Annotated in this window: 17 protein-coding genes and 1 other annotated feature; all 17 genes read left to right on the top strand. The window is 55.7% G+C overall.

Annotation, left to right across the window (positions count from 1 at the left end; genetic code table 11):
- Positions 1 to 4 precede the first annotated feature (4 nt).
- The 17 genes from cobA (at position 5) to minD (ending at position 19,467) form a co-directional block, all read left to right on the top strand.
- Positions 5 to 1,573 (top strand): uroporphyrinogen-III C-methyltransferase, encoded by a 1,569-nt coding sequence (cobA, locus tag KP806_RS09595; protein WP_224723360.1) that lies wholly within the window; start codon positions 5 to 7, stop codon positions 1,571 to 1,573.
- Positions 1,573 to 2,583 (top strand): porphobilinogen synthase, encoded by a 1,011-nt coding sequence (gene hemB, locus KP806_RS09590; protein WP_224723359.1) that lies wholly within the window; start codon positions 1,573 to 1,575, stop codon positions 2,581 to 2,583. The genes cobA and hemB overlap by 1 nt, the downstream gene beginning before the upstream one ends.
- Complete coding sequence (gene hemL, locus KP806_RS09585) at positions 2,576 to 3,877, top strand: glutamate-1-semialdehyde 2,1-aminomutase (protein WP_224723358.1); 1,302 nt, start codon at positions 2,576 to 2,578, stop codon at positions 3,875 to 3,877. The genes hemB and hemL overlap by 8 nt, the downstream gene beginning before the upstream one ends.
- Positions 3,878 to 3,891: 14 nt before the next feature.
- Positions 3,892 to 4,854 carry an RluA family pseudouridine synthase gene (locus tag KP806_RS09580; protein ID WP_318153544.1) on the top strand — a complete coding sequence of 321 codons (963 nt, stop codon included), beginning with the start codon at positions 3,892 to 3,894 and terminating at the stop codon, positions 4,852 to 4,854.
- A gap of 89 nt (positions 4,855 to 4,943) precedes the next feature.
- A complete protein-coding gene (locus KP806_RS09575; RefSeq protein ID WP_224723356.1) occupies positions 4,944 to 6,248 on the top strand; it encodes a LysM peptidoglycan-binding domain-containing protein in 1,305 nt (434 codons plus the stop codon).
- 114 nt (positions 6,249 to 6,362) lie between these two features.
- Positions 6,363 to 6,602: a binding site (T-box leader), on the top strand.
- A 55-nt stretch (positions 6,603 to 6,657) separates the two neighbouring features.
- On the top strand, positions 6,658 to 9,300 hold the full coding sequence (locus KP806_RS09570; protein ID WP_224723355.1) for a valine--tRNA ligase: 2,643 nt from the start codon (positions 6,658 to 6,660) through the stop codon (positions 9,298 to 9,300).
- Between the two features lie 33 nt (positions 9,301 to 9,333).
- Positions 9,334 to 10,716 (top strand): bifunctional folylpolyglutamate synthase/dihydrofolate synthase, encoded by a 1,383-nt coding sequence (locus KP806_RS09565; RefSeq protein ID WP_224723354.1) that lies wholly within the window; start codon positions 9,334 to 9,336, stop codon positions 10,714 to 10,716.
- 7 nt (positions 10,717 to 10,723) lie between these two features.
- On the top strand, positions 10,724 to 12,118 hold the full coding sequence (murC, locus tag KP806_RS09560) for a UDP-N-acetylmuramate--L-alanine ligase (RefSeq protein ID WP_224723353.1): 1,395 nt from the start codon (positions 10,724 to 10,726) through the stop codon (positions 12,116 to 12,118).
- A gap of 201 nt (positions 12,119 to 12,319) precedes the next feature.
- Positions 12,320 to 13,708, top strand: a complete 1,389-nt coding sequence (locus KP806_RS09555) for an SPOR domain-containing protein (protein WP_224723352.1) — start codon at positions 12,320 to 12,322, stop codon at positions 13,706 to 13,708.
- Positions 13,709 to 13,769: 61 nt separating this feature from the next.
- Complete coding sequence (locus tag KP806_RS09550) at positions 13,770 to 14,012, top strand: DUF4321 domain-containing protein (protein ID WP_224723351.1); 243 nt, start codon at positions 13,770 to 13,772, stop codon at positions 14,010 to 14,012.
- 54 nt (positions 14,013 to 14,066) lie between these two features.
- Complete coding sequence (locus KP806_RS09545) at positions 14,067 to 14,696, top strand: Maf family protein (RefSeq protein ID WP_224723531.1); 630 nt, start codon at positions 14,067 to 14,069, stop codon at positions 14,694 to 14,696.
- Between the two features lie 35 nt (positions 14,697 to 14,731).
- Complete coding sequence (radC, locus tag KP806_RS09540; protein WP_318153543.1) at positions 14,732 to 15,421, top strand: RadC family protein; 690 nt, start codon at positions 14,732 to 14,734, stop codon at positions 15,419 to 15,421.
- A gap of 40 nt (positions 15,422 to 15,461) precedes the next feature.
- Entirely contained in the window at positions 15,462 to 16,496 is a 1,035-nt protein-coding gene (locus KP806_RS09535; protein ID WP_224723350.1) for a rod shape-determining protein, read from the top strand.
- A 59-nt stretch (positions 16,497 to 16,555) separates the two neighbouring features.
- Positions 16,556 to 17,419 carry a rod shape-determining protein MreC gene (mreC, locus tag KP806_RS09530; protein ID WP_224723349.1) on the top strand — a complete coding sequence of 288 codons (864 nt, stop codon included), beginning with the start codon at positions 16,556 to 16,558 and terminating at the stop codon, positions 17,417 to 17,419.
- Positions 17,416 to 17,940: a rod shape-determining protein MreD gene (gene mreD / locus KP806_RS09525; RefSeq protein ID WP_224723348.1), complete on the top strand. Its 525-nt coding sequence runs from the start codon at positions 17,416 to 17,418 to the stop codon at positions 17,938 to 17,940. Before mreC ends, mreD begins: the two co-directional genes overlap by 4 nt.
- Before the next feature lie 66 nt (positions 17,941 to 18,006).
- Positions 18,007 to 18,672, top strand: coding sequence for a septum site-determining protein MinC (locus KP806_RS09520; RefSeq protein ID WP_397376374.1), 666 nt, complete (start codon positions 18,007 to 18,009; stop codon positions 18,670 to 18,672).
- A 3-nt stretch (positions 18,673 to 18,675) separates the two neighbouring features.
- On the top strand, positions 18,676 to 19,467 hold the full coding sequence (gene minD / locus KP806_RS09515) for a septum site-determining protein MinD (RefSeq protein ID WP_224723347.1): 792 nt from the start codon (positions 18,676 to 18,678) through the stop codon (positions 19,465 to 19,467).
- Positions 19,468 to 19,472: the final 5 nt, after the last annotated feature.

The raw sequence follows: 19,472 nt of genomic DNA, 5'->3' as shown, positions 1-19,472 counted from the left end.
GCCGGTGAAAAAGGGGAAAGTATATTTGATCGGTGCGGGCCCGGGTGACCCGAAGCTGATCACCGTCCGCGGGCTCGAGTGCCTGAAGGAATGCGATGTCGTGGTTTACGACCGTCTCGCAAGTCCAAGGCTGCTCCGGCATCTGAAGCCGGGAACGGAAAAAATTTATGTCGGCAAGCTGCCCGACCGCCATACGATGAAGCAGGAAGAAATTAATCAGCTGCTTGTCGATCTGGCTCTGCAGGGCAAAACGGTGACCCGCCTGAAGGGCGGGGATCCCACGATATTCGGGAGGGTCGGCGAGGAAGCCGAGCTGTTGTATGACAATGGGATCGAATTCGAGATCGTTCCGGGCATTACGTCCGCTATCGCCGTTCCGGCGTATGCAGGCATTCCGGTGACGCATCGCGATCTGGCTTCTTCCTTGTCTATCATTACGGGCCATGAAAGCCCGGACAAGCTCGACCGCTCGATTCATTGGGATAAAGTGACGAACGCGACGGGCACTCTTATTTTCCTGATGGGCGTAGCCAAAATCGGATATATCGCCGATCAGCTGATCAAGCACGGAAAACCGCCGGAGACGCCGGTCGCTCTGATCCGCTGGGGCACAAGGGTCGAACAGCGTACCGTCGTCGGGACGCTTGCGACGATCGAAGCGGTCGTGAACGAGGCGCAGTTCAAGCCTCCCGCGGTCATCGTGGTAGGAGAGGTTGTCCTGCAGCGAGAGAAGCTGCAATGGTACGAGCGCAAGCCTTTATTTGGCACGCGTGTGCTTGTGACAAGAGCGAGAGCCCAGGCCAGCGAGCTTGCGGAGCAAATCGAAGCTCTCGGCGGCGAGCCTTGCGAGTTTCCCGTTATCGAGATCAGCGAAACGGCCGAACCGGAGGCCGTTGCCGCGTTAAGAGACGCGCTTTCGCAGGCGGAGCGGTATGATTGGGTTGTTTTTACGAGCGTGAACGGCGTCGACTATTTCTTCCGCTGGCTGCAGAAGCTGAAGGTGGATGTAAGAAGATTTCACGGCGCGAAAGTGGCCGCAGTCGGTCCGAGAACGGCGGCTGCGCTGGCCGAGCGGGGGCTGACCGCCGAAGAGCTGCCGGCCAAATTTCATGCGGAAGGGCTGCTTGAACAGCTGGGCCCGGAGCTGAAGCCGGGACAGACGGTGCTGCTGCCGCGGGGCGACCTTGCGCGCGAGCTTCTGCCTCGCGAGCTTTCGGCGAAGGGACTGATCCCGGTCGAAATCGACGTGTACGAGACGAAGCTCGCGGAAGGCCAGGACGAGCTGGCGCTCGAATGGCTGAAGGAGAAGAACATTCACCTGATTACTTTTACGAGCTCATCGACGGTTACGAATCTGATGGAAGTGCTGAAGCGAAACGGAATCGACAATCCTGCGGGGCTGCTGTCGGGCATACCGGTTGCGAGCATCGGTCCGGTCACGTCCAAAACGGTAAGAGAAGCCGGTCTCGAGGTTGCAATCGAGGCGGAAGACTCCACCTTGGACGGCTTGCTGCAGGCGATCATAAACGACAATAAAAAAAGGAAGCATACTACGCTGGGAGGACGGGACTGATGAGTTTTCCGACTGTAAGAAACCGCAGATTACGCAGAACCCCTGCTTTAAGAAATCTGGTAAGAGAAACGGTGCTTAGCGCAAACGACTTTATCTATCCGATTTTTGTCACGCACGGCGAGAATATAAAAGAAGAAATTCCTTCAATGCCGGGTGTTTACCACTATTCGCTGGATTTGCTCGAAGATGAAATCCGTGACGTGCTGAAGGCCGGCATCCAGTCGGTTCTTCTCTTCGGCATTCCCGAGCACAAAGATGCGGTCGGCTCTTCGGCTTACGCCGAGAACGGCATTGTACAGCAGGCGATCCGTGCGGTCAAGGGCTGGGCGCCGGAGCTCGTCGTCATTGCGGACACTTGCCTGTGCCAATTTACCGATCACGGTCATTGCGGCATCGTTCATGAGCATGAGATTACGGGAATTGCGGAGGTCGATAACGACTCCTCCCTCGATCTGCTGGTTCAAACCGCCGTCTCGCAAGCGGCTGCCGGCGCCGACGTGATCGCGCCGTCGAATATGATGGACGGCTTCGTGCTGGCTATCCGCCAAGGCTTGGACGATGCGGGATACAGCGATATTCCGATTATGTCCTATTCGGTGAAGTTCGCCTCCGCCTACTACGGGCCATTCCGGGACGCCGCTCATTCGGCGCCGCAATTCGGCGACCGCAAGACGTATCAGATGGATCCGGCGAACGTCCGGGAGGCACTCCGCGAAGCGGAGTCCGATATTGCGGAAGGCGCCGATTTTCTGATGGTAAAGCCGGCCCTGGCTTATCTGGATATCGTCAGATTGCTTAAGGATAACTATCATTTGCCTGTTGCGGCGTACAATGTCAGCGCGGAATATTCCATGGTCAAAGCGGCCGCAGCGAACGGCTGGATTGACGAGCGGAACGTCGTCCTTGAAACGTTGACGGGAATGAAGCGCGCAGGCGCCGATCTCATTATTACATACCATGCGAAGGATGCGGCGCGCTGGTTAAAGGGAGAAGGTGACGCGGATGAGTAATGCACCGAAGCAAAGAAACGACGAGCGCTCCGTTGCCGCTTTCGCTAAAGCGAGAGAAGTCATTCCGGGCGGCGTGAACAGCCCGGTGCGGGCGTTCAAATCGGTAGGGCTTAATCCCGTTTATATGGAACGCGGGGAAGGAAGCCGCGTTTATGACATTGACGGCAACAGCTATATCGATTATGTGGGCTCATGGGGACCGCTTATTTTGGGGCATGCCCATCCCGAAGTGATTGAAGCGATCAAGCGGACTGCCGAGAAGGGAACGAGCTTCGGGGCTCCTACCGAGCTTGAGACGCTGATGGCGGAGCTCGTATGCGAGCGCGTTCCTTCGATCGACCTCGTAAGAATGGTCAATTCCGGCACGGAAGCGACCATGTCGGCTTTAAGGCTGGCGCGCGGTTACACGAAACGAAGCAAAATTTTGAAATTCGAAGGCTCGTATCACGGTCATGCGGACAGCCTGCTTATCAAGGCTGGTTCCGGAGTAGCGACGCTTGGTCTGCCCGACAGCCCGGGCGTTCCGGAGCAGGTGGCTGCGAACACGATTACGGTGCCTTATAACGATATCGAATCCGTCAAGCTTGCGTTCGAGAAATTCGGCGAGGAAATCGCCTGCGTCATCGTGGAGCCGGTAGCCGGCAACATGGGCGTCGTGCCTCCGCTGCCGGGCTTCCTGCAGGGACTGCGGGACGTAACCGATGAATACGGCAGCGTTTTGATTTTCGACGAGGTCATGACGGGCTTCCGCGTCGGCTACAACTGCGCGCAAGGACTGTACGGCATTACGCCGGATTTGACCTGCTTCGGCAAGGTAATCGGCGGCGGCTTGCCGGTCGGCGCTTACGGCGGCAAGCGGGAGCTGATGGAGATGATCGCGCCGAGCGGTCCCATCTATCAAGCCGGCACGCTGTCGGGCAACCCGCTTGCAATGGCGGCAGGGTATACGACGCTGAAGCTTCTTACGCAGGACGTTTATGAGCAGCTGGAGCGCCAGGCGGTCAGGCTGCAGCTCGGATTTGAAGCGAATGCGCGCAAGCACGGCATTCCGAGCACGATTAACCGGGTCGGCTCGATGGTATGCCCGTTTTTCACCGACAAATTCGTCATTAACTACGACACGGCCAAAACTTCAGATTTGGCGCGGTTTAATGCGTATTTTTCGGCTATGCTGGATCTCGGCGTAAGCATCGCCCCTTCGCAATTCGAAGGCATGTTCGTGTCCGCCGCACATACGAATGACGACATCGACGCGACGATTGCGGCTCATGACGCTGCATTCGCAAGGCTGTAGGGCGGCATCCGATGATGAGCGGCCAAATGAAACGAAACGGCCAGTGGCTAGAATGGGACTGGCCGAACGAGGAATCGGCTCCGGCGACTGCGCCGGAGCTTCTGCCGCCGCGGGCCGGCAGCCATCCGCATCAGGTGCGACAATGGCTGCTGGCCCGTTCCGCTTTTCCGGCGAAATGGATTAACCGTCTCTTCTCGGTGGGAGGCATCCAATGGGAAGGTAACAAGCTGCGGCTGCTCGCCTTCCCTGCGCTCGATCCGCATGGCGATCCCTTGTACCGCAAAGCGATGCTTCCGGGCAAAAGCCCGGTGCCGGATGTACTGTTCGAGGATGATTTTTGCATCGTCTTTCATAAGCCGGCGGGCATGCCCGTACATGAATCGGCTCCGGGCCAGACGGGTACGCTTGACGAAGCGGCCGCCAGACATTTGTTAAGCCAAGGCGATCCGCTCACGGTACGCCATATCCACAGGCTTGATGACGATACCTCGGGACCGGTCTTGTATGCCAAAAATGACTTGGCCCAGTGGAAGTTAGATGAGGCGATGCGCCTGAAGGAAATAGACCGGCATTATGTAGCCGTTGTGCACGGCCGTCTGTCGAAGCCGTCCGGCACGATCGATCTGCCGATCGGCAAGGACAGGCATCACCGCTCGAGACGCCGGGTTACGGCAGGGGGAGAACCGGCGGTGACCCTCTATGAGGTGCTGAAAGCCGGCCCGAAAACGACGATCGTCAAGGTGCGGCTGGAAACCGGCAGGACGCATCAAATTCGGGTCCATATGAGCCATATCGGACATCCGCTTGTAGGCGATGCCTTATATGGAGGCGATTCTCGTTTATTGCCCCACCAGGCGCTGCACGGGGAAAGCTTGTTTTTTCCCCATCCTTTGTCCGGCGAGGCCGTAAACGTTTTTGCTCCATGGCCCAAGTGGCTGTCGGAGCTTCAGGCGGCCATCGGAGCTGATAAAAAATGATAGTCATGCACCTGCCCTTCCTACCATATAGATAAGTAGTGAATGTAGCGTTAGACCAAGCATTCAGTAAGGGAAGGGAGGAATTAGACATGTCTGATCAAACGAGCGGATTACGCTTTGATGTGTATGAGCGCGTTCATTTGCCGGATGATGTGGCGGCGATCGAGGAGCTGGAGGAAATCGAGCTGGTTCCCAGAATCCAAGTGATCGACGAAGGGGATCATGCAGTGCTAAAAGGCCAGCTGCTCCTGAGCGGCATATACCGGGGGCAAAACGGCGGAGACGCGCCGCAGACGCTGGAGCATCACATCCCGGTGGAAATTACACTCCCCATGAACCGGATTTCCAGACTGGACGATATTTCGATCGACATCGATAATTTTGACGTGGATCTGCTGTCAGCCCGCACGCTTAATATTACCGGCGTATTGTCCCTTCGGGGCATTTCCGCGCAGCAAGCGGAGGAGCAGGAACAGCTGTGGCAGGAAGAGCCGTTCACCGTCGTACATGAGCGCGAGGCATTCGAGCAGCAGCCCGGAAATGGGGGATTTAACCAGCCCCCTTATTATGAACAGCCGTACATAGCGGAGGAGGAGGAGCAGGCGGCCGAAGAGCCTTTCTCCGGCTTTGCGGCCCAGCAGGAGGAGCCGTATTCCGCGGAAGAGCCGGCAATCTCGATCTCGTCTGTCCCTTCGGATAACGGCTGGTCGTCTTCTCATCTGTTTCAGCCGATGCAGCCGGCTCAGCCTCAAAGGCAGGAGCAAGAGCCCGAATCCCCCGACCAGGAGCTGGAAAGGGAAATTACGCTGGCCTCGCAGCAAATCAATGACGAAGGCTGGCTGGCATCCTCTCCGGCGTTTGCCGAGACGGTCATTCCGGACGAGGCGCCGGCCGGATCGCTCGCGCCTCATTCGCCGTCGCCGCCTCATGAACGGTCTCCGTTTGCGGCAGATGAAGCGAAGCCGCCGCAAATCGAGCCTGCGCTTCCCCAGGCCGTAGAGCAGGAGCCTGAAAAGCAGGAGCTGCGCATCGGCCTGGCCGGAAAGCCTTCTTCGGAGGGAGCGGGCAACGGTCCTAATGTCGGTCTTTCCTCGCTGCTTCAGACGAGCAAGCGCGAGCAGGCTGCAAGACAGGCGGCGGAGGAAATCGAAGCCCAGGAGCTCAATGATGCTCATGCAGCGGCTTCCGGCGATGAAATCGAGTGGAAAAACTTATTCCTCGGCAAACGGTCGGAGGATAAGGAATTCCGTAAAATCCGGGTGTGCATCGTGCAAAGGGATGAGACGCTGGATGTGATCGCATCGCGATACAGTCTGAATCCGCGGGAAATTATGATGTATAACCGGCTGGATGAAGGCTCCGTTACGGAAGGTCAGCTGCTGTATATTCCGTAAATTTAACGTTCAGGATAAGCCTCATTTGCCCGCGACGGAGCAAATGGGGCTTTTGTGATAGATGCCGGGTTGACTCGGCGGAAGAACAAAGGTATGATTAACTATATATGCGAAAGAATGACGTTGAAGGGGAATAGTACGCAGCGATGCCTTCAGAGAGTGGAACCGTTACGCTGGAAGGTTCCGCAGGATCAAACTGCTACGGGTCGCCCTGGAGTTGCCTGAACCAAGCTGGAGCAACGATTGCTCCGATTAAGTCAGGCCGGCTGCAGCCGTTATCTGTTCGAGTGTCGCGCGGCAGCGTCCGCGTGGAACAAAGGTGGTACCACGGAAGCTGAACCTTTCGTCCTTTAAGCTAAGGGCGGAAGGTTTTTTTGTTATTTCAGAACGATTGTGGAGGATGGAACCAATGTCAGAAAATCAAGCGACAACCGGCATGCCGACGACTTACGATCCGAAGGCTGCCGAGCAGAAATGGTACGATTACTGGATGAAGGGACAATATTTCAAAGCAGGGCAGCGTCCGGACGCTGAGCCTTATACAATCGTGATCCCGCCGCCAAACGTTACGGGCATGCTGCATATCGGGCATGCGCTCGACTTCACGCTGCAGGATATACTGATCAGGTTCAAACGTATGCAGGGGTACGACGCTCTGTGGCTGCCGGGCACGGACCACGCGGGGATCGCGACGCAGACCAAAGTAGAGCAGAAGCTGCGCGAGCAGGGCGTATCGCGTTATGATCTCGGCCGCGAAGCGTTCCTGGAGAAGGTATGGGAGTGGAAGGAGCAATACGCCGGAACGATCCGCGAACAATGGGCAAAGATGGGATTGTCGCTCGACTATTCAAGAGAAAGATTCACGCTCGACGAAGGGCTGTCGAAGGCCGTTCGGGAGGTTTTTGTCCGCCTGTACGAGAAAGGCCTGATTTACCGCGGCAAAAAAATTATTAACTGGGACCCGGCCGCCCGCACGGCGCTGTCCGATATCGAGGTGGAATACAAGGAGCTGAACGGGCATCTATATCACCTGCAATATCCGCTGAAAAACGGCTCAGGCTTCATTACGGTCGCTACGACGCGTCCGGAGACGATGCTCGGCGATACGGCCGTTGCCGTTCATCCGGAAGACGAGCGCTACAAGCACCTGATCGGCGAGCTGATCGTACTGCCGGTGACCGGCCGTGAAATTCCGATAATCGCTGACGAATATGTCGAGAAGGAATTCGGCTCCGGCGCCGTAAAAATTACGCCGGCTCACGACCCGAACGATTTCGAGGTCGGCCAGCGCCACAATTTGCCGCAGATCATCGTTATGGACGAATCGGGCATCATGAACGCCGAGGCCGGCCCTTACCAGGGGCTGGACCGCGCGGATTGCCGCAAGCAGCTCGTCAAGGACCTGCAGGAGCAGGGGGTTTGCGTCCGGATCGAGGACCATGTTCATCAGGTCGGACACAGCGAGCGGAGCGGCGCAGTGGTGGAGCCTTATTTGTCCACGCAATGGTTCGTCGCGATGAAGCCGCTCGCCGAAGCGGCGATCGCCGCTCAAAAAGCCGGCAAGGGCGTCAATTTCGTGCCGGAGCGCTTCGAGAAAATTTACCTCAACTGGATCGAGAACGTCCGCGACTGGTGCATTTCGAGACAGCTTTGGTGGGGACACCGCATTCCGGTCTGGTATGACGATGAGACGGGCGAAATGCATGTTTCCCGCGAGGACTTGAAGGGCGATCATCTCCGTCAGGACAACGACGTGCTCGATACGTGGTTCAGCTCCGCGCTGTGGCCTTTCTCGACACTGGGCTGGCCGGACCAAACGGAGGATCTGAAGCGGTATTACCCTACCGACGTGCTTGTTACCGGCTACGACATCATTTATTTCTGGGTTGCCCGGATGATCTTTACGGCGCTTGAATTTACGGAGGAGTCCCCGTTTAAGGATGTATTGATCCACGGTCTCGTACGGGATTCGGAAGGCCGTAAAATGTCCAAATCGCTCGGCAACGGCGTCGATCCGCTTGAAGTTATCGAGAAATATGGCGCTGACGCGATGAGGTACATGATCTCCACCGGCAGCACGCCTGGCCAGGATTTGCGCTTCCGCTGGGAGCGGGTTGAGCAGGCCCGCAACTTTGCCAATAAAATCTGGAACGCCTCGCGTTTTGCGCTTATGAACCTGGAAGGGGTCGAAGCGCAGGATATCGACATTACCGTGAATCTCGGAACGGCGGACCGCTGGATTTTGCACCGCCTGAACGAAACGGTAAGGGATGTAACCCGCCTGATCGACGGCTACGAGTTCGGCGAAACGGGACGGCTCCTTTACAACTTTATTTGGGATGACCTTTGCGACTGGTACATCGAGTTTGCGAAGCTCAGCCTGTACGGCACGGACGAGGCGGCCAAGAAGGCGACGCAATCGGTTTTGGCTTATGTGCTTGACCGCACGCAGCGTCTGATTCATCCGTTCATGCCTTATATCAGCGAGGAGATTTGGCAGCATCTGCCGCATGTCGGCGATACGATTACGCTCGCGGATTGGCCGGCATACGACGCCGCTCTGGAAGCGCCGGAAGCCGTGAAGGAAATGGAGCTGCTCATGGAAATGATCCGTGCGGTCCGGAATATCCGCGCCGAGGTGAACGTGCCGATGAGCAAAAAAATCGAGCTCCTGATCAAGCCTTCCACGGAAGCCGAGGCCGCGATTCTGACTCGCAACGAGGAATTTATCAAACGCTTCTGCGGAACGTCCAAACTGGAATCGGGGCTTGAAATCGGTGCCCCGGACAAAGCGATGACCGCGGTTATCAAAGGCGCCGAGCTATACCTTCCGCTCGCCGGTCTGATCGACATCGCTCAGGAAATCGCGCGCCTGGAGAAGGAAATCCAGCATTTGAACGCCGAAGTAGAGCGCGTTGAGAAGAAGCTGAGCAACGCTGGCTTCGTAGCGAAGGCTCCGGCCAAGGTGATCGAGGAAGAACGCGGAAAAATGAACGATTACGCGGACAAACGGGATAAGGTGCTGGCCCGGATCGCGGAGCTGCGCGGTTAACGCGGTAACTACGGAAGAAGGTTATAGAAGATTATGACGGACAACAAATATGAGCGGCCCGCCGGGCTGCTGCATTCCTATCAGGAAGCGGTCGATTGGATCAACGGGCTGATCCCGTTCGGGATCCGTCCGGGCCTCGACCGGATCGAGAAGCTGATGGAGCTTCTGGGCAATCCGCACCGCAGATTGAAATTTATTCACGTCGCCGGAACGAACGGCAAAGGTTCGACCTGCGCTTACTTAACGAGCGTTCTCTTACGCGCGGGCTATGATGTCGGGACGTATACCTCCCCATATATTACGAAGTTTACGAATCGTTTTCAGTATAACGGCTCCGACATAGAAGAAGAAACCTTGCTGAAGCTGGCGAATGAACTGAAGCCGTTTGTCGAAGAGATGGCGAAATCGGAACTTGGCTCTCCGACGATGTTCGAGGTATCTACAGCGCTCGCGATCCTTTTTTACGCGAAGGTTACTTATCCGGATTATGTCGTTTGGGAGACCGGCCTGGGAGGCAGGCTCGACGTCACGAACATCGTGTCCCCCGTTATTTCCGTCATTACGAATATCGGCCACGACCATATGGACCGGCTCGGCGACACAATCGCCGCGGTTGCGGGTGAGAAGGCGGGCATCATCAAGGCAGGGATTCCGGTTGTCAGCGCGGTTACGCAGCCCGAAGCCGTCGAGGTGATTAAACGGACTGCCAAGGAGAAGAGCAGCACGCTTTATTTGCTTGGAGAGCAGTTTCACGTCGATGCGCTTAAGGTCAAAGAAAACGAGCAAAGCTTCCGGTTCGAAAATGTGTTCCGGACGATCGAGCCGCTGACGATTACGCTGAGTGGCGCACATCAGCGGACGAATGCGGCCGTCGCGGTTATGACGCTTGAAGTGCTGAGGCAATATAACGCTTTGGTCGTTGAAGACGAAGCGCTGGACGAAGGCTTGCGGCTTGCCGCTTGGCCGGGACGGCTGGAGATGGTGTCTCAGTCGCCGCGGCTGCTGATCGACGGCGCTCACAATCCGGAAGGGGCGGAAACGCTTGTCGCCGCATTGCGGACGACTTACGGCTTTGAACGCTTGCATCTTATGATGGGGATGCTGGAGAATAAGAATCACCGCGATGTGCTTAAGCATATACTACCAATAGTGGATACGCTTATTGTGACCGAGCCTGATTACCGGATGAAGAAAGAAGCGCCCGCCTTGGCGGAGCTTGTGCAGGAAATGCGGGCCGCAGAACCCGATGAGCTCCATTTCGAGCTGATCGTGGAGCGGGATTGGCAGGAAGCTTTGAAAAAATTACAGCAGGTAACCGGGGAAGCAGACCTTGGGGTCGTAACGGGCACGCTTTATTTGATTGCCGACGTTCGCGCCCGCATTTTGTATAACTCGGATTCTGAAAAAGGTTGGTGAACCGTCTTTGAATACGGCAGAACACGTTCATTTCATCGGGATCGGCGGTTACGGGATGAGTGCCATTGCCCGCGTTATGCTGGAAATGGGCTATAAAGTAACCGGCTCTGATGTCGCACGTCAGGAATTGACGGAAAAGCTGGCGGCTGGCGGAGCGAACATTTATATCGGCCATCAGCCCGAGCATGTAAAGGGTGCCGATCTGGTCGTCTATTCTACGGCGCTTTCCAAAGACAATGTGGAGCGGAAGGCGGCGGAGGCGCTGAACATTCCGGTGCTGCACCGCTCTCAAATGCTGGCTCGGCTGATGAATGCCGGCAAAGGAGTCGCCGTAGCCGGCGCTCACGGAAAAACGACGACCTCCTCGATGATTGCGCTTGTCATGGAAGCCTGCGATGCGGACCCTACGTATATTATCGGCGGGGAAATCGTCAATGTAGGCACCAATGCCAAAGCGGGTAAAGGCGAATATGTCGTGGCGGAGGCGGACGAGAGCGACGGCTCCTTCCTGCAGTATCATCCGACGCTGGCTATTGTGACAAATATCGAGCCGGATCACCTGGAAAATTACGACGGCGATTTCGGTAAGCTGAAGGCGGCATATGTACAATTTTTGCAGCAGGTGAAATCGGACGGAAAAGCGATCGTCTGTGCGGATGACGAAACGGTTGGCGAGCTGATCCCGCAGGTGACCGCCGGAGGTCTGCAAGCCTCGCAGCTGATCACTTACGGCATTGAAGGAGCTGCGGATTATAAGGCGGAGGACATTGTGCTCGGCGACCGTAAGGTTTCCTTCAAGATGACGCATAACGGTTCGGCTCTGGGCAAAATCGAGCTTTCCGTTCCCGGCCGCCATAATGTGTATAATGCGATGGCAACGGTCATTACCTGCCTGGAGGCCGGATTGTCCTTCGACCGGGTGGCCAAGGCGATCCAGTCTTTCCGAGGCGCGAAGCGCCGGTTCCAGGTGCTCGGCGAGATCAATGACATTCTGGTCATCGACGACTACGCCCATCATCCGACGGAAATCCGGGCGACGATCAGCGCCGCCAAAGCGACGGGCAAAAGAATCGTAGCCGTGTTCCAGCCGCAGCGTTATACGCGGACTTTCTTCCTGTTCGACCAGTTCAGCCGCGCTTTTCCGGAGGCGGACGAAGTGATTATTACCGATATCTACTCACCGGCGGGAGAGCAGCAAATCGAAGGCGTCGATTCCCGTAAGCTGGTCGAGCTCATTAAGACGAACAGCAACGCGAATACGGAGTACCTCCCGACGAAGGATGAGGTTCTCGCCTATCTGACAGAACGCGTCGCTCCCGGCGATCTGGTCATTACGATGGGGGCTGGCGACATTTGGAAGGTAGCGGATGCGCTGGCCAAATCCTTGAAGGCAAAGCAATAAGTCAGGCAAAAAAAGCTCATTTCGGAAATGCCCGAAAATTCCTTGCGGAATTGTCGGGCATTTTGCGTTTTGCAAATCTACTCTCGAATCTAGCTTATCTATTCTCTCATTGCGGATTTTGAAAGGTTTGGCTATATCGTTCTATTTCTCTCAACAGTCTCATAGTCTAGTAGTAGAAGAACGGGATAAGGAGAGAATGAGATGAATCAAAAAAACCGGATTACCTACCGTTTCGACCGAGCCGGCAACGCGATTTCCGAGAACAGCCGAAATGTGGAGCATATACAGGAGCCTGGGGCGGGAAAGGCCCCGGCTGAGGCTGCGAAAAAAGCGGATGCCGTCAAACCGGCCAAGCATAACGTCATACCGCTATACCCCGCGAACGATCAGCATAGCCTGCAGGAAATCGGCCCGTGGGACAGCCCGTTTCAGGAGGACATCGGGGCTTTGGAGCAGCTGATCAGGGAGACGGATGCCGAGCCGCCGGCACCGCGTCCGGATGAGGATGACTCGCGCAAGCGGAAGGAGAAAATCCCGGCGGCGATTAACATTTCTTCAAAACCAAACGACGGGCAGCCGGAATTCGATACAATCGACGATGCAGCGGATGGACCTGTCCCTCCTGCGGTGTACATATCCGAAATGGATGAAGAGCTGCCCTTTGATGAAGCCAGACCGCGGAGAGGACAATACACGAGAATTAACAGGTCGCCTAAAGGGCCATCCTGGTTTAATGTGTTTCTATCGGTGACGGGAGCACTGGCGACGGGCGCTTTGTTCGGCTACTTGCTGTTGTCGCTATTTACGGGAGCGAGCCTTTGGCCCGAGGGGGGAGCAGCCGGTCAGGATCCTCAGCCCGCGGCGACCAGTCCGTCCGTACAGCCTTCTGCGGGAGATGAAACCGGACAATCGAACGGCGGCTCTACCGCCGGGAATTCGGGCAAGGAGCAGCAGACGACGGCAGCCCTGAGCGGGCTGGACCAAACCTACTACATGCTGCAATTTGGCGTGTTCAGCAACACGGCCGGCAGGGATGCGGCGCTCGCGCAGCTGAACGGAGAAGGACTGGCCGCCGCGGCGCTGACCGGCGAGAACGATTACCGGGTTTATGCCGGAATGGCGTCCGACCGCGAGAAAGCGCAGACGGTCCGTACGCAGCTGCAGGATTTGCAGCTCTATATTAAGGAAGTGTCGGTTGCGGCGCCCGAAGCAATCCCGTATAACGGGAAGGCGGAAGAGGCGCAAACCTTTTTTACCCAAACGAAAGATCTGGTCCGGATGCTTGATGAGCTGTCGCTGGCCCAGCTGGAGCAGGCTTCGCTTTCGCCCCTTGGACAAAGCGCGGCGGAGTCATGGAAGGCAGAATTCGCAAAATGGACTAAAAGCGCGGACACGTTACGAATAGGTATAACGGATAAGGAGGGAAAAGCCTTTTCCGAGCCGCTCATCCAATCCGTGCAAGCCGCAGCGAAAGCGATGCAGGACTATGACAAGAAGCCTGCGCGGGCGCAGCTTTGGACCGTTCAAACCTCCTTGATGGAGGCCGTCTTGACGCAAAAAGAATGGTTTGAGACCATCAGCGCATTGTAAACGGCAGCTAGGATGCGTATAATAGATTCAGGTGTCAAAACATGGCGAGAGGCGTTGAAGGATGAAGAAAAACGGCTGGATTCTTCTCATTTTCATCATATTGGGCTTGTTGGCGGGCGCTCTGACGGCACGCTGGCTTGCTCCGGTTCCAGGCATTTCGTTCTTGACGAAACCGATCGAAACGACATGGTCTCCCGCCATCGATTTGTACGTACTCAGCTTCAACTTAACGCTTCATTTGCAAATCAGCATGTTCAGCCTGATAGGCGCAATCATTGCCATATGGCTGTACCGCAAAATGTAGACGCCGCAGATGAAGCAGCCCGAATAGGGAATGAAGGAGCGCAGCATAACGCTTATGGAGCATAATTACAATCAAACACGCAACGAAGCGATCAGCCAGCTGGTACTGGCGTCTTCGTCACCGCGCCGGAAGGAACTGGTCGCTTCGCTGGACCTTTCCTTGCCGGTTTATATTTTGTCTACCGATACGGACGAGTCGACCGAGCCCGGCTGGACGCCGGAGCAGGTCGTAGAGCGGCTGAGCCTGCGCAAGGCGCTGGCAGCCTCCGCGATGCTGGAGCGGCATAAGGATTCGTCGCTAGTGATCGGATCCGATACGGTTGTCGTATTGGACGGAGACGTGCTGGGCAAGCCCGCTGACGACAGGGACGCCGTCGCGATGCTTAAACGGATGCAGGGCCGCGAGCATGAGGTATATACGGGCGTCGCATGCGTGCTTTCCGCCAGCGGCGAAGCGACAGTTGCCCACCGCGTTACAAAGGTGCACATGAAGCAGCTTGACGACGACAAGATTGTCCGTTATGTAGCCACAGGCGAGCCAAGGGACAAAGCCGGTTCGTACGGCATTCAAGGGCTTGGCGCAACGCTCGTCGACCGGATTGACGGCTGTTATTTCAACGTAGTCGGCTTGCCGCTGTCACTGCTGTCGGATATGCTCGCCGAATACAACATTCACGTATTTTGAAATGGCAATAATTTACAAGAAGGCGGGATTTGGACATGGAGCCGCAGTATTTGAATTTGCGTGATGTCCCCCATGAAGAACGTCCAAGAGAGCGCATGATGCAATATGGGGCGGAAGCACTCAGCCACGCTGAGCTATTAGCGATTTTGCTGCGTACAGGTACGCAGAGGCAGTCGGCCATCCATTTGGCGGGAGCATTATTGAAGCAATGCGGCAGCCTGCGCAATTTGATGGATATGAGCATGGAAGAACTGACGGCAATTAGAGGAATCGGTCCGGCCAAAGCCGTTCAGCTCCGGGCGGGCATCGAGCTCGGCAGAAGGCTATCCCGCAGCAGTCCGGCCGATATAGTGACGGTGCGCAGGCCGCAGGACGCCGCCGATTACGTGATGGACGAGCTGCGTTATTTGAAGAAGGAGCACTTCGTCTGTTTGTTTCTGAATACAAAGAATCATATTATTGCCCGGGAAACGTTGTCCGTAGGGACGTTAAACGCTTCGCTGGTTCATCCGCGGGAAGTGTTCCGGGCTGCGATTCAGCGCAGCAGCGCATCGATCATATGCGCCCACAACCATCCGAGCGGAGATCCGACACCAAGTCCCGAAGATATTTCGCTGACGAAGCGGCTAGTCGAAGCCGGACAGCTGGTCGGGATCGAGGTTCTCGATCATTTGGTTATCGGTGATGGTAAATACATCAGTTTGAAGGAACAAGGTTTTTTGTAATATAATAATGAGATGGTTGCAATTAGAAGGGAGTAACAATATGTTTGGTGGTTTTTCGAAAGACTTGGGTATCGATTTGGGTACGGCGAATACGCTAGTATTTGTTAAAGGCAAAGGAATTGTCGTAAGGGAGCCGTCTGTGGTCGCCCTGCGTACCGATACAAAGACGATTGAGGCGGTCGGCGAGCAGGCGAAGAAGATGATCGGCAGAACGCCTGGCAACATCCGCGCCGTCAGGCCGATGAAGGATGGCGTTATTGCCGATTTCGAGACGACGGCGACGATGATTAAATATTTTATTCGTCAGGCACAGAAGCAGCGCTCGTTGTTTCCGCGTCACCCTAATGTCATGGTATGCGTACCTTCCGGCATTACGGCGGTAGAGAAGCGCGCGGTTGAGGACGCGACGAAGCAGGCGGGAGCACGCGAGGCTTATACGATCGAGGAGCCTTTTGCAGCTGCAATCGGAGCCGATTTGCCGGTGTGGGAGCCGACCGGAAGCATGGTCGTCGATATCGGGGGCGGCACGACCGAGGTAGCCGTTATTTCGCTTGGCGGCATCGTAACGTCAAGATCCATCCGCGTTGCCGGAGACGAAATGGACGAAGCGATCATTCAATATATTAAACGCCAGTATAACCTGATGATCGGCGAAAGAACGTCCGAGCAGCTGAAGATGGAGGTCGGCACTGCGCTTCCGCTGGACAAAACCGAATCGATCGAAATCCGCGGGCGCGACCTCGTAACGGGTCTTCCAAAGACGCTGGCCATCACGTCGGACGAGGTTACGGACGCTCTGACCGATACCGTGAACGCGATCGTTGATGCGGTTAAGGTAACCCTGGAAAAATGTCCTCCCGAGCTTTCCGCCGATATTATGGACCGCGGAATCGTGCTGACCGGCGGCGGTGCTCTGCTGCGCAACATGGACAAGCTGCTGCAGCGCGAGACCGGTATGCCCGTCATTGTAGCGGATAATCCGCTGGATTGTGTGGCGATCGGCACGGGGCGCTCGTTGGATCACATTCACTTATTCAAGAACAGAAGCGGATCGTCTTCCCGTTCTAGACGCTAGCATTACGCATTACCGGGAAACGGATAAGAAATGGGCAGGTGATCGAGCTGTTAAGGCTAATGCGCAATAAGCGTATGTTTATGCTGATGATCGGGTTTATACTGTTCATTGCGGTCATCGGCTTCTCGCTCAGCGATCGCAAGGAAATGTCATGGCCGGAGAAATTTTTGAGGGACACGGCAGCATACGTGCAGCAATGGTTTTACAAGCCCGCTGGTTACATAGCGGGCTTCTTTGAGGATATCGCCAATCTTCGGACTGTTTACGAGGAGAACGAGCAGCTCCGCTTGACGGCTGCCGCGTATTCCCGCGACAAAATCAAATATAACTTCATAGAGAAAGAGAATATCCGTCTGCAGGAAGAGCTCGATTTCACGGAAGCTCAGAAGAAAATGTACGATTATACTTACTTGATCGCGCAGGTCGTATCCGTCAGCAACGACGCAAACAACCGGGCGCTGACGATCAATTTGGGCTCGAATAACGGCATCAAGCCGAATATGGCGGTAACGACCGTCGACGGCCTCATCGGACTCATAAGCTCCGTCACTCCATTTACGGCGACCGTCACGCCGATCACCGAGCTGAACGAAGAGTCGCCTACGTTCAACTCGATCGCCGCGACGATTCTTGGCCGGGAGGACGAATCATTCGGCATTCTAAGCAGCTATAGCAAAGAAACAGAGAGGCTCACTATGACGAAGATTGCGGAAACCGATAAGATGGCGGTGGCCGATACGGTCATCACCTCCGGTCTCGGAAACGTCTATCCGCGGGGACTCGTCATCGGGACGGTCGAATCGATGCAGGTAGGCGACTTCGGTTTGACCTACACCGCATCGGTGAAGCTGGCGGCCAGCTTCGACCATCTGACGGAAGTGTTCGTCGTTAAGGTTCCCGAGATGGAGGAAGCTTCGCAATGAGCATGAACCGGATCCTTGTGCTGATGATTGCGTTATTTATTATTGAGGGAGCGATCATGCCGTGGATCATTCCGGCGAGCTTGGGCAGCCGGATCATCCCGCATTTTGTATTCGTAGCGGTCATTTTCTCGGCATTATACAGCGACCGGCATCGTGCCCTGATGCTGGGCGTCAGCTTCGGCTTTCTGCAGGACGTTATCTATTTCGGCCACCTGCTCGGGCCGCATTCCTTTGTTATGGGATTGATCGGTTATTTCACGGGCGTTTTGCTGGAAAAACGCAGGGCAACGCTGCTGATGGCGGTATCCGTTATCGGTTTTGCTTGTATTTTGTATGACTCCGTTATATTTTTTATTTATAGAGTGTTCCGGATTACGGGTGAGACGTATGCATGGGCATTGCTGAACCATATCCTTCCGAGCCTGTTTCTGCAGCTTGCTTTCGCTCTAGCTTGTTACGTGCCCGCCAGGCGGTTGTTCGAAGCCCATTCCAAGACAAGCCCCGACAAGGATGAGCAATAAAATAAAGGGAGCAGGCAGGAATCGGCCGATGGCAGCAAGAATTCAATAGGTTGGGGAGGGACGTACGTGACCGAGAGGCAGCATATTATGATTAAAGGTGTGAAAGAAGGTCTCGTGTTCCTTCTCGACGACAAATGTGAGTTCTCTGCGCTTCTTGACGAGCTTCAGTACAAGCTGGAGAAGACGCATCAGCAGCTCCTTACCGGCCCGCTCGTGCATGTACAGGTGAAGCTCGGCTCCAGGCAGGTAACCGACGAAGATAAGGATCGCATCAAAAACGTCATACGCGCCCAGGGTAATCTGATGGTTCAATCCGTGGAATCGGATGTGCAGCAGCAGCAGACGCAGCAGGATAACAAGCCCGACATGAAGGTGTTGACCTCCATCATTCGATCCGGACAAACGTACGAACACGATGGTGACATTTTATTGGTAGGCGATTTGAATCCCGGAGGCACGTTATTGTGCACGGGCGACATCTACGTGCTGGGGGCTTTGCGGGGCGTAGCCCATGCGGGAACCGGCGGAAGATCCGATGTAATCATAGCCGCTTCGCTCATGCGACCGACTCAGCTGAGAATTGCCGATGTCATCAGCAGGCCTCCCGAGGAATGGATGACGGGGGACTCCGCCATGGAATTTGCTTTTTTAAGCGATGGCCGCATGCAGATTGACAAGCTGGCGCATTTATTCCGAATACGTCATAATCCGATTATGTTTAAGGGAGTGTAGAACATGGGAGAAGCGATTGTTGTGACATCGGGCAAAGGGGGCGTCGGCAAGACGACGACCTCTGCGAACCTGGGGACGGCATTGGCTCTGCTGGGCAAAAAAGTCGTTATGGTGGATACGGATATCGGGCTTAGAAATTTGGATGTCGTCATGGGACTCGAAAATAGAATTATTTACGATTTGGTTGACGTGGCGGAAGGCCGCTGCCGCTTGAATCAAGCGCTTGTGAAGGACAAGCGGTTCGATGAGCTTTACATGCTGCCGGCCGCTCAGACGAAGGACAAGGATTCCGTCACTCCCGAGCAGGTTAAAAGCATGATCGTGGAGCTGAAGAAGGAGCACGACTACGTCATCATCGATTGTCCCGCCGGTATCGAGCACGGCTTCCGCAATGCGATTGCCGGCGCGGACCGCGCAATCGTCATCACGACTCCCGAGAATGCGGCTGTCCGGGATGCGGACCGGGTCATCGGATTGCTGGAGCAGGAGCAAATTCCGTCCAAGCTGGTCATTAACCGGATCCGTCAAACTATGGTTAAATCCGGCGAAATGCTGGACATCGACGAAATTTGCCAGGTACTGGCCGTCGATCTGCTCGGAATTGTACCCGATGATGAGAAAGTCATTACCGCGGCGAACAATGGCGAGCCGACAGTTATGAATCCCTCCTCGCGCGCGGCGATCGCTTACCGCAACATCGCACGCCGTATATTGGGGGATATGGTCCCGCTGATGCTGCTGGACGAGAAAGCCGGAGCGTTCAAGCGGTTCCGCAAGTTCCTTGGAATAGGATGATCAAA

This window comes from Paenibacillus vietnamensis, from assembly GCF_020169515.1.
Classification (GTDB): Bacteria; Bacillota; Bacilli; order Paenibacillales; family Paenibacillaceae; genus Pristimantibacillus; species Pristimantibacillus vietnamensis.
Note: the sequence above shows the minus strand (reverse complement) of the source record. Positions and strands in the feature narration are given on the sequence as shown.

Coding starts and splice junctions, on each gene's coding strand:
- hemB (WP_224723359.1), top strand. CDS start 1,573: ATGAGTTTTCCGACTGTAAGAAACCGCAGATTACGCAGAACCCCTGCT.
- hemL (WP_224723358.1), top strand. CDS start 2,576: ATGAGTAATGCACCGAAGCAAAGAAACGACGAGCGCTCCGTTGCCGCT.
- KP806_RS09580 (WP_318153544.1), top strand. CDS start 3,892: ATGAGCGGCCAAATGAAACGAAACGGCCAGTGGCTAGAATGGGACTGG.
- KP806_RS09575 (WP_224723356.1), top strand. CDS start 4,944: ATGTCTGATCAAACGAGCGGATTACGCTTTGATGTGTATGAGCGCGTT.
- KP806_RS09570 (WP_224723355.1), top strand. CDS start 6,658: ATGTCAGAAAATCAAGCGACAACCGGCATGCCGACGACTTACGATCCG.
- KP806_RS09565 (WP_224723354.1), top strand. CDS start 9,334: ATGACGGACAACAAATATGAGCGGCCCGCCGGGCTGCTGCATTCCTAT.
- KP806_RS09555 (WP_224723352.1), top strand. CDS start 12,320: ATGAATCAAAAAAACCGGATTACCTACCGTTTCGACCGAGCCGGCAAC.
- KP806_RS09550 (WP_224723351.1), top strand. CDS start 13,770: ATGAAGAAAAACGGCTGGATTCTTCTCATTTTCATCATATTGGGCTTG.
- KP806_RS09545 (WP_224723531.1), top strand. CDS start 14,067: ATGGAGCATAATTACAATCAAACACGCAACGAAGCGATCAGCCAGCTG.
- radC (WP_318153543.1), top strand. CDS start 14,732: ATGGAGCCGCAGTATTTGAATTTGCGTGATGTCCCCCATGAAGAACGT.
- KP806_RS09535 (WP_224723350.1), top strand. CDS start 15,462: ATGTTTGGTGGTTTTTCGAAAGACTTGGGTATCGATTTGGGTACGGCG.
- mreC (WP_224723349.1), top strand. CDS start 16,556: ATGCGCAATAAGCGTATGTTTATGCTGATGATCGGGTTTATACTGTTC.
- mreD (WP_224723348.1), top strand. CDS start 17,416: ATGAGCATGAACCGGATCCTTGTGCTGATGATTGCGTTATTTATTATT.
- minD (WP_224723347.1), top strand. CDS start 18,676: ATGGGAGAAGCGATTGTTGTGACATCGGGCAAAGGGGGCGTCGGCAAG.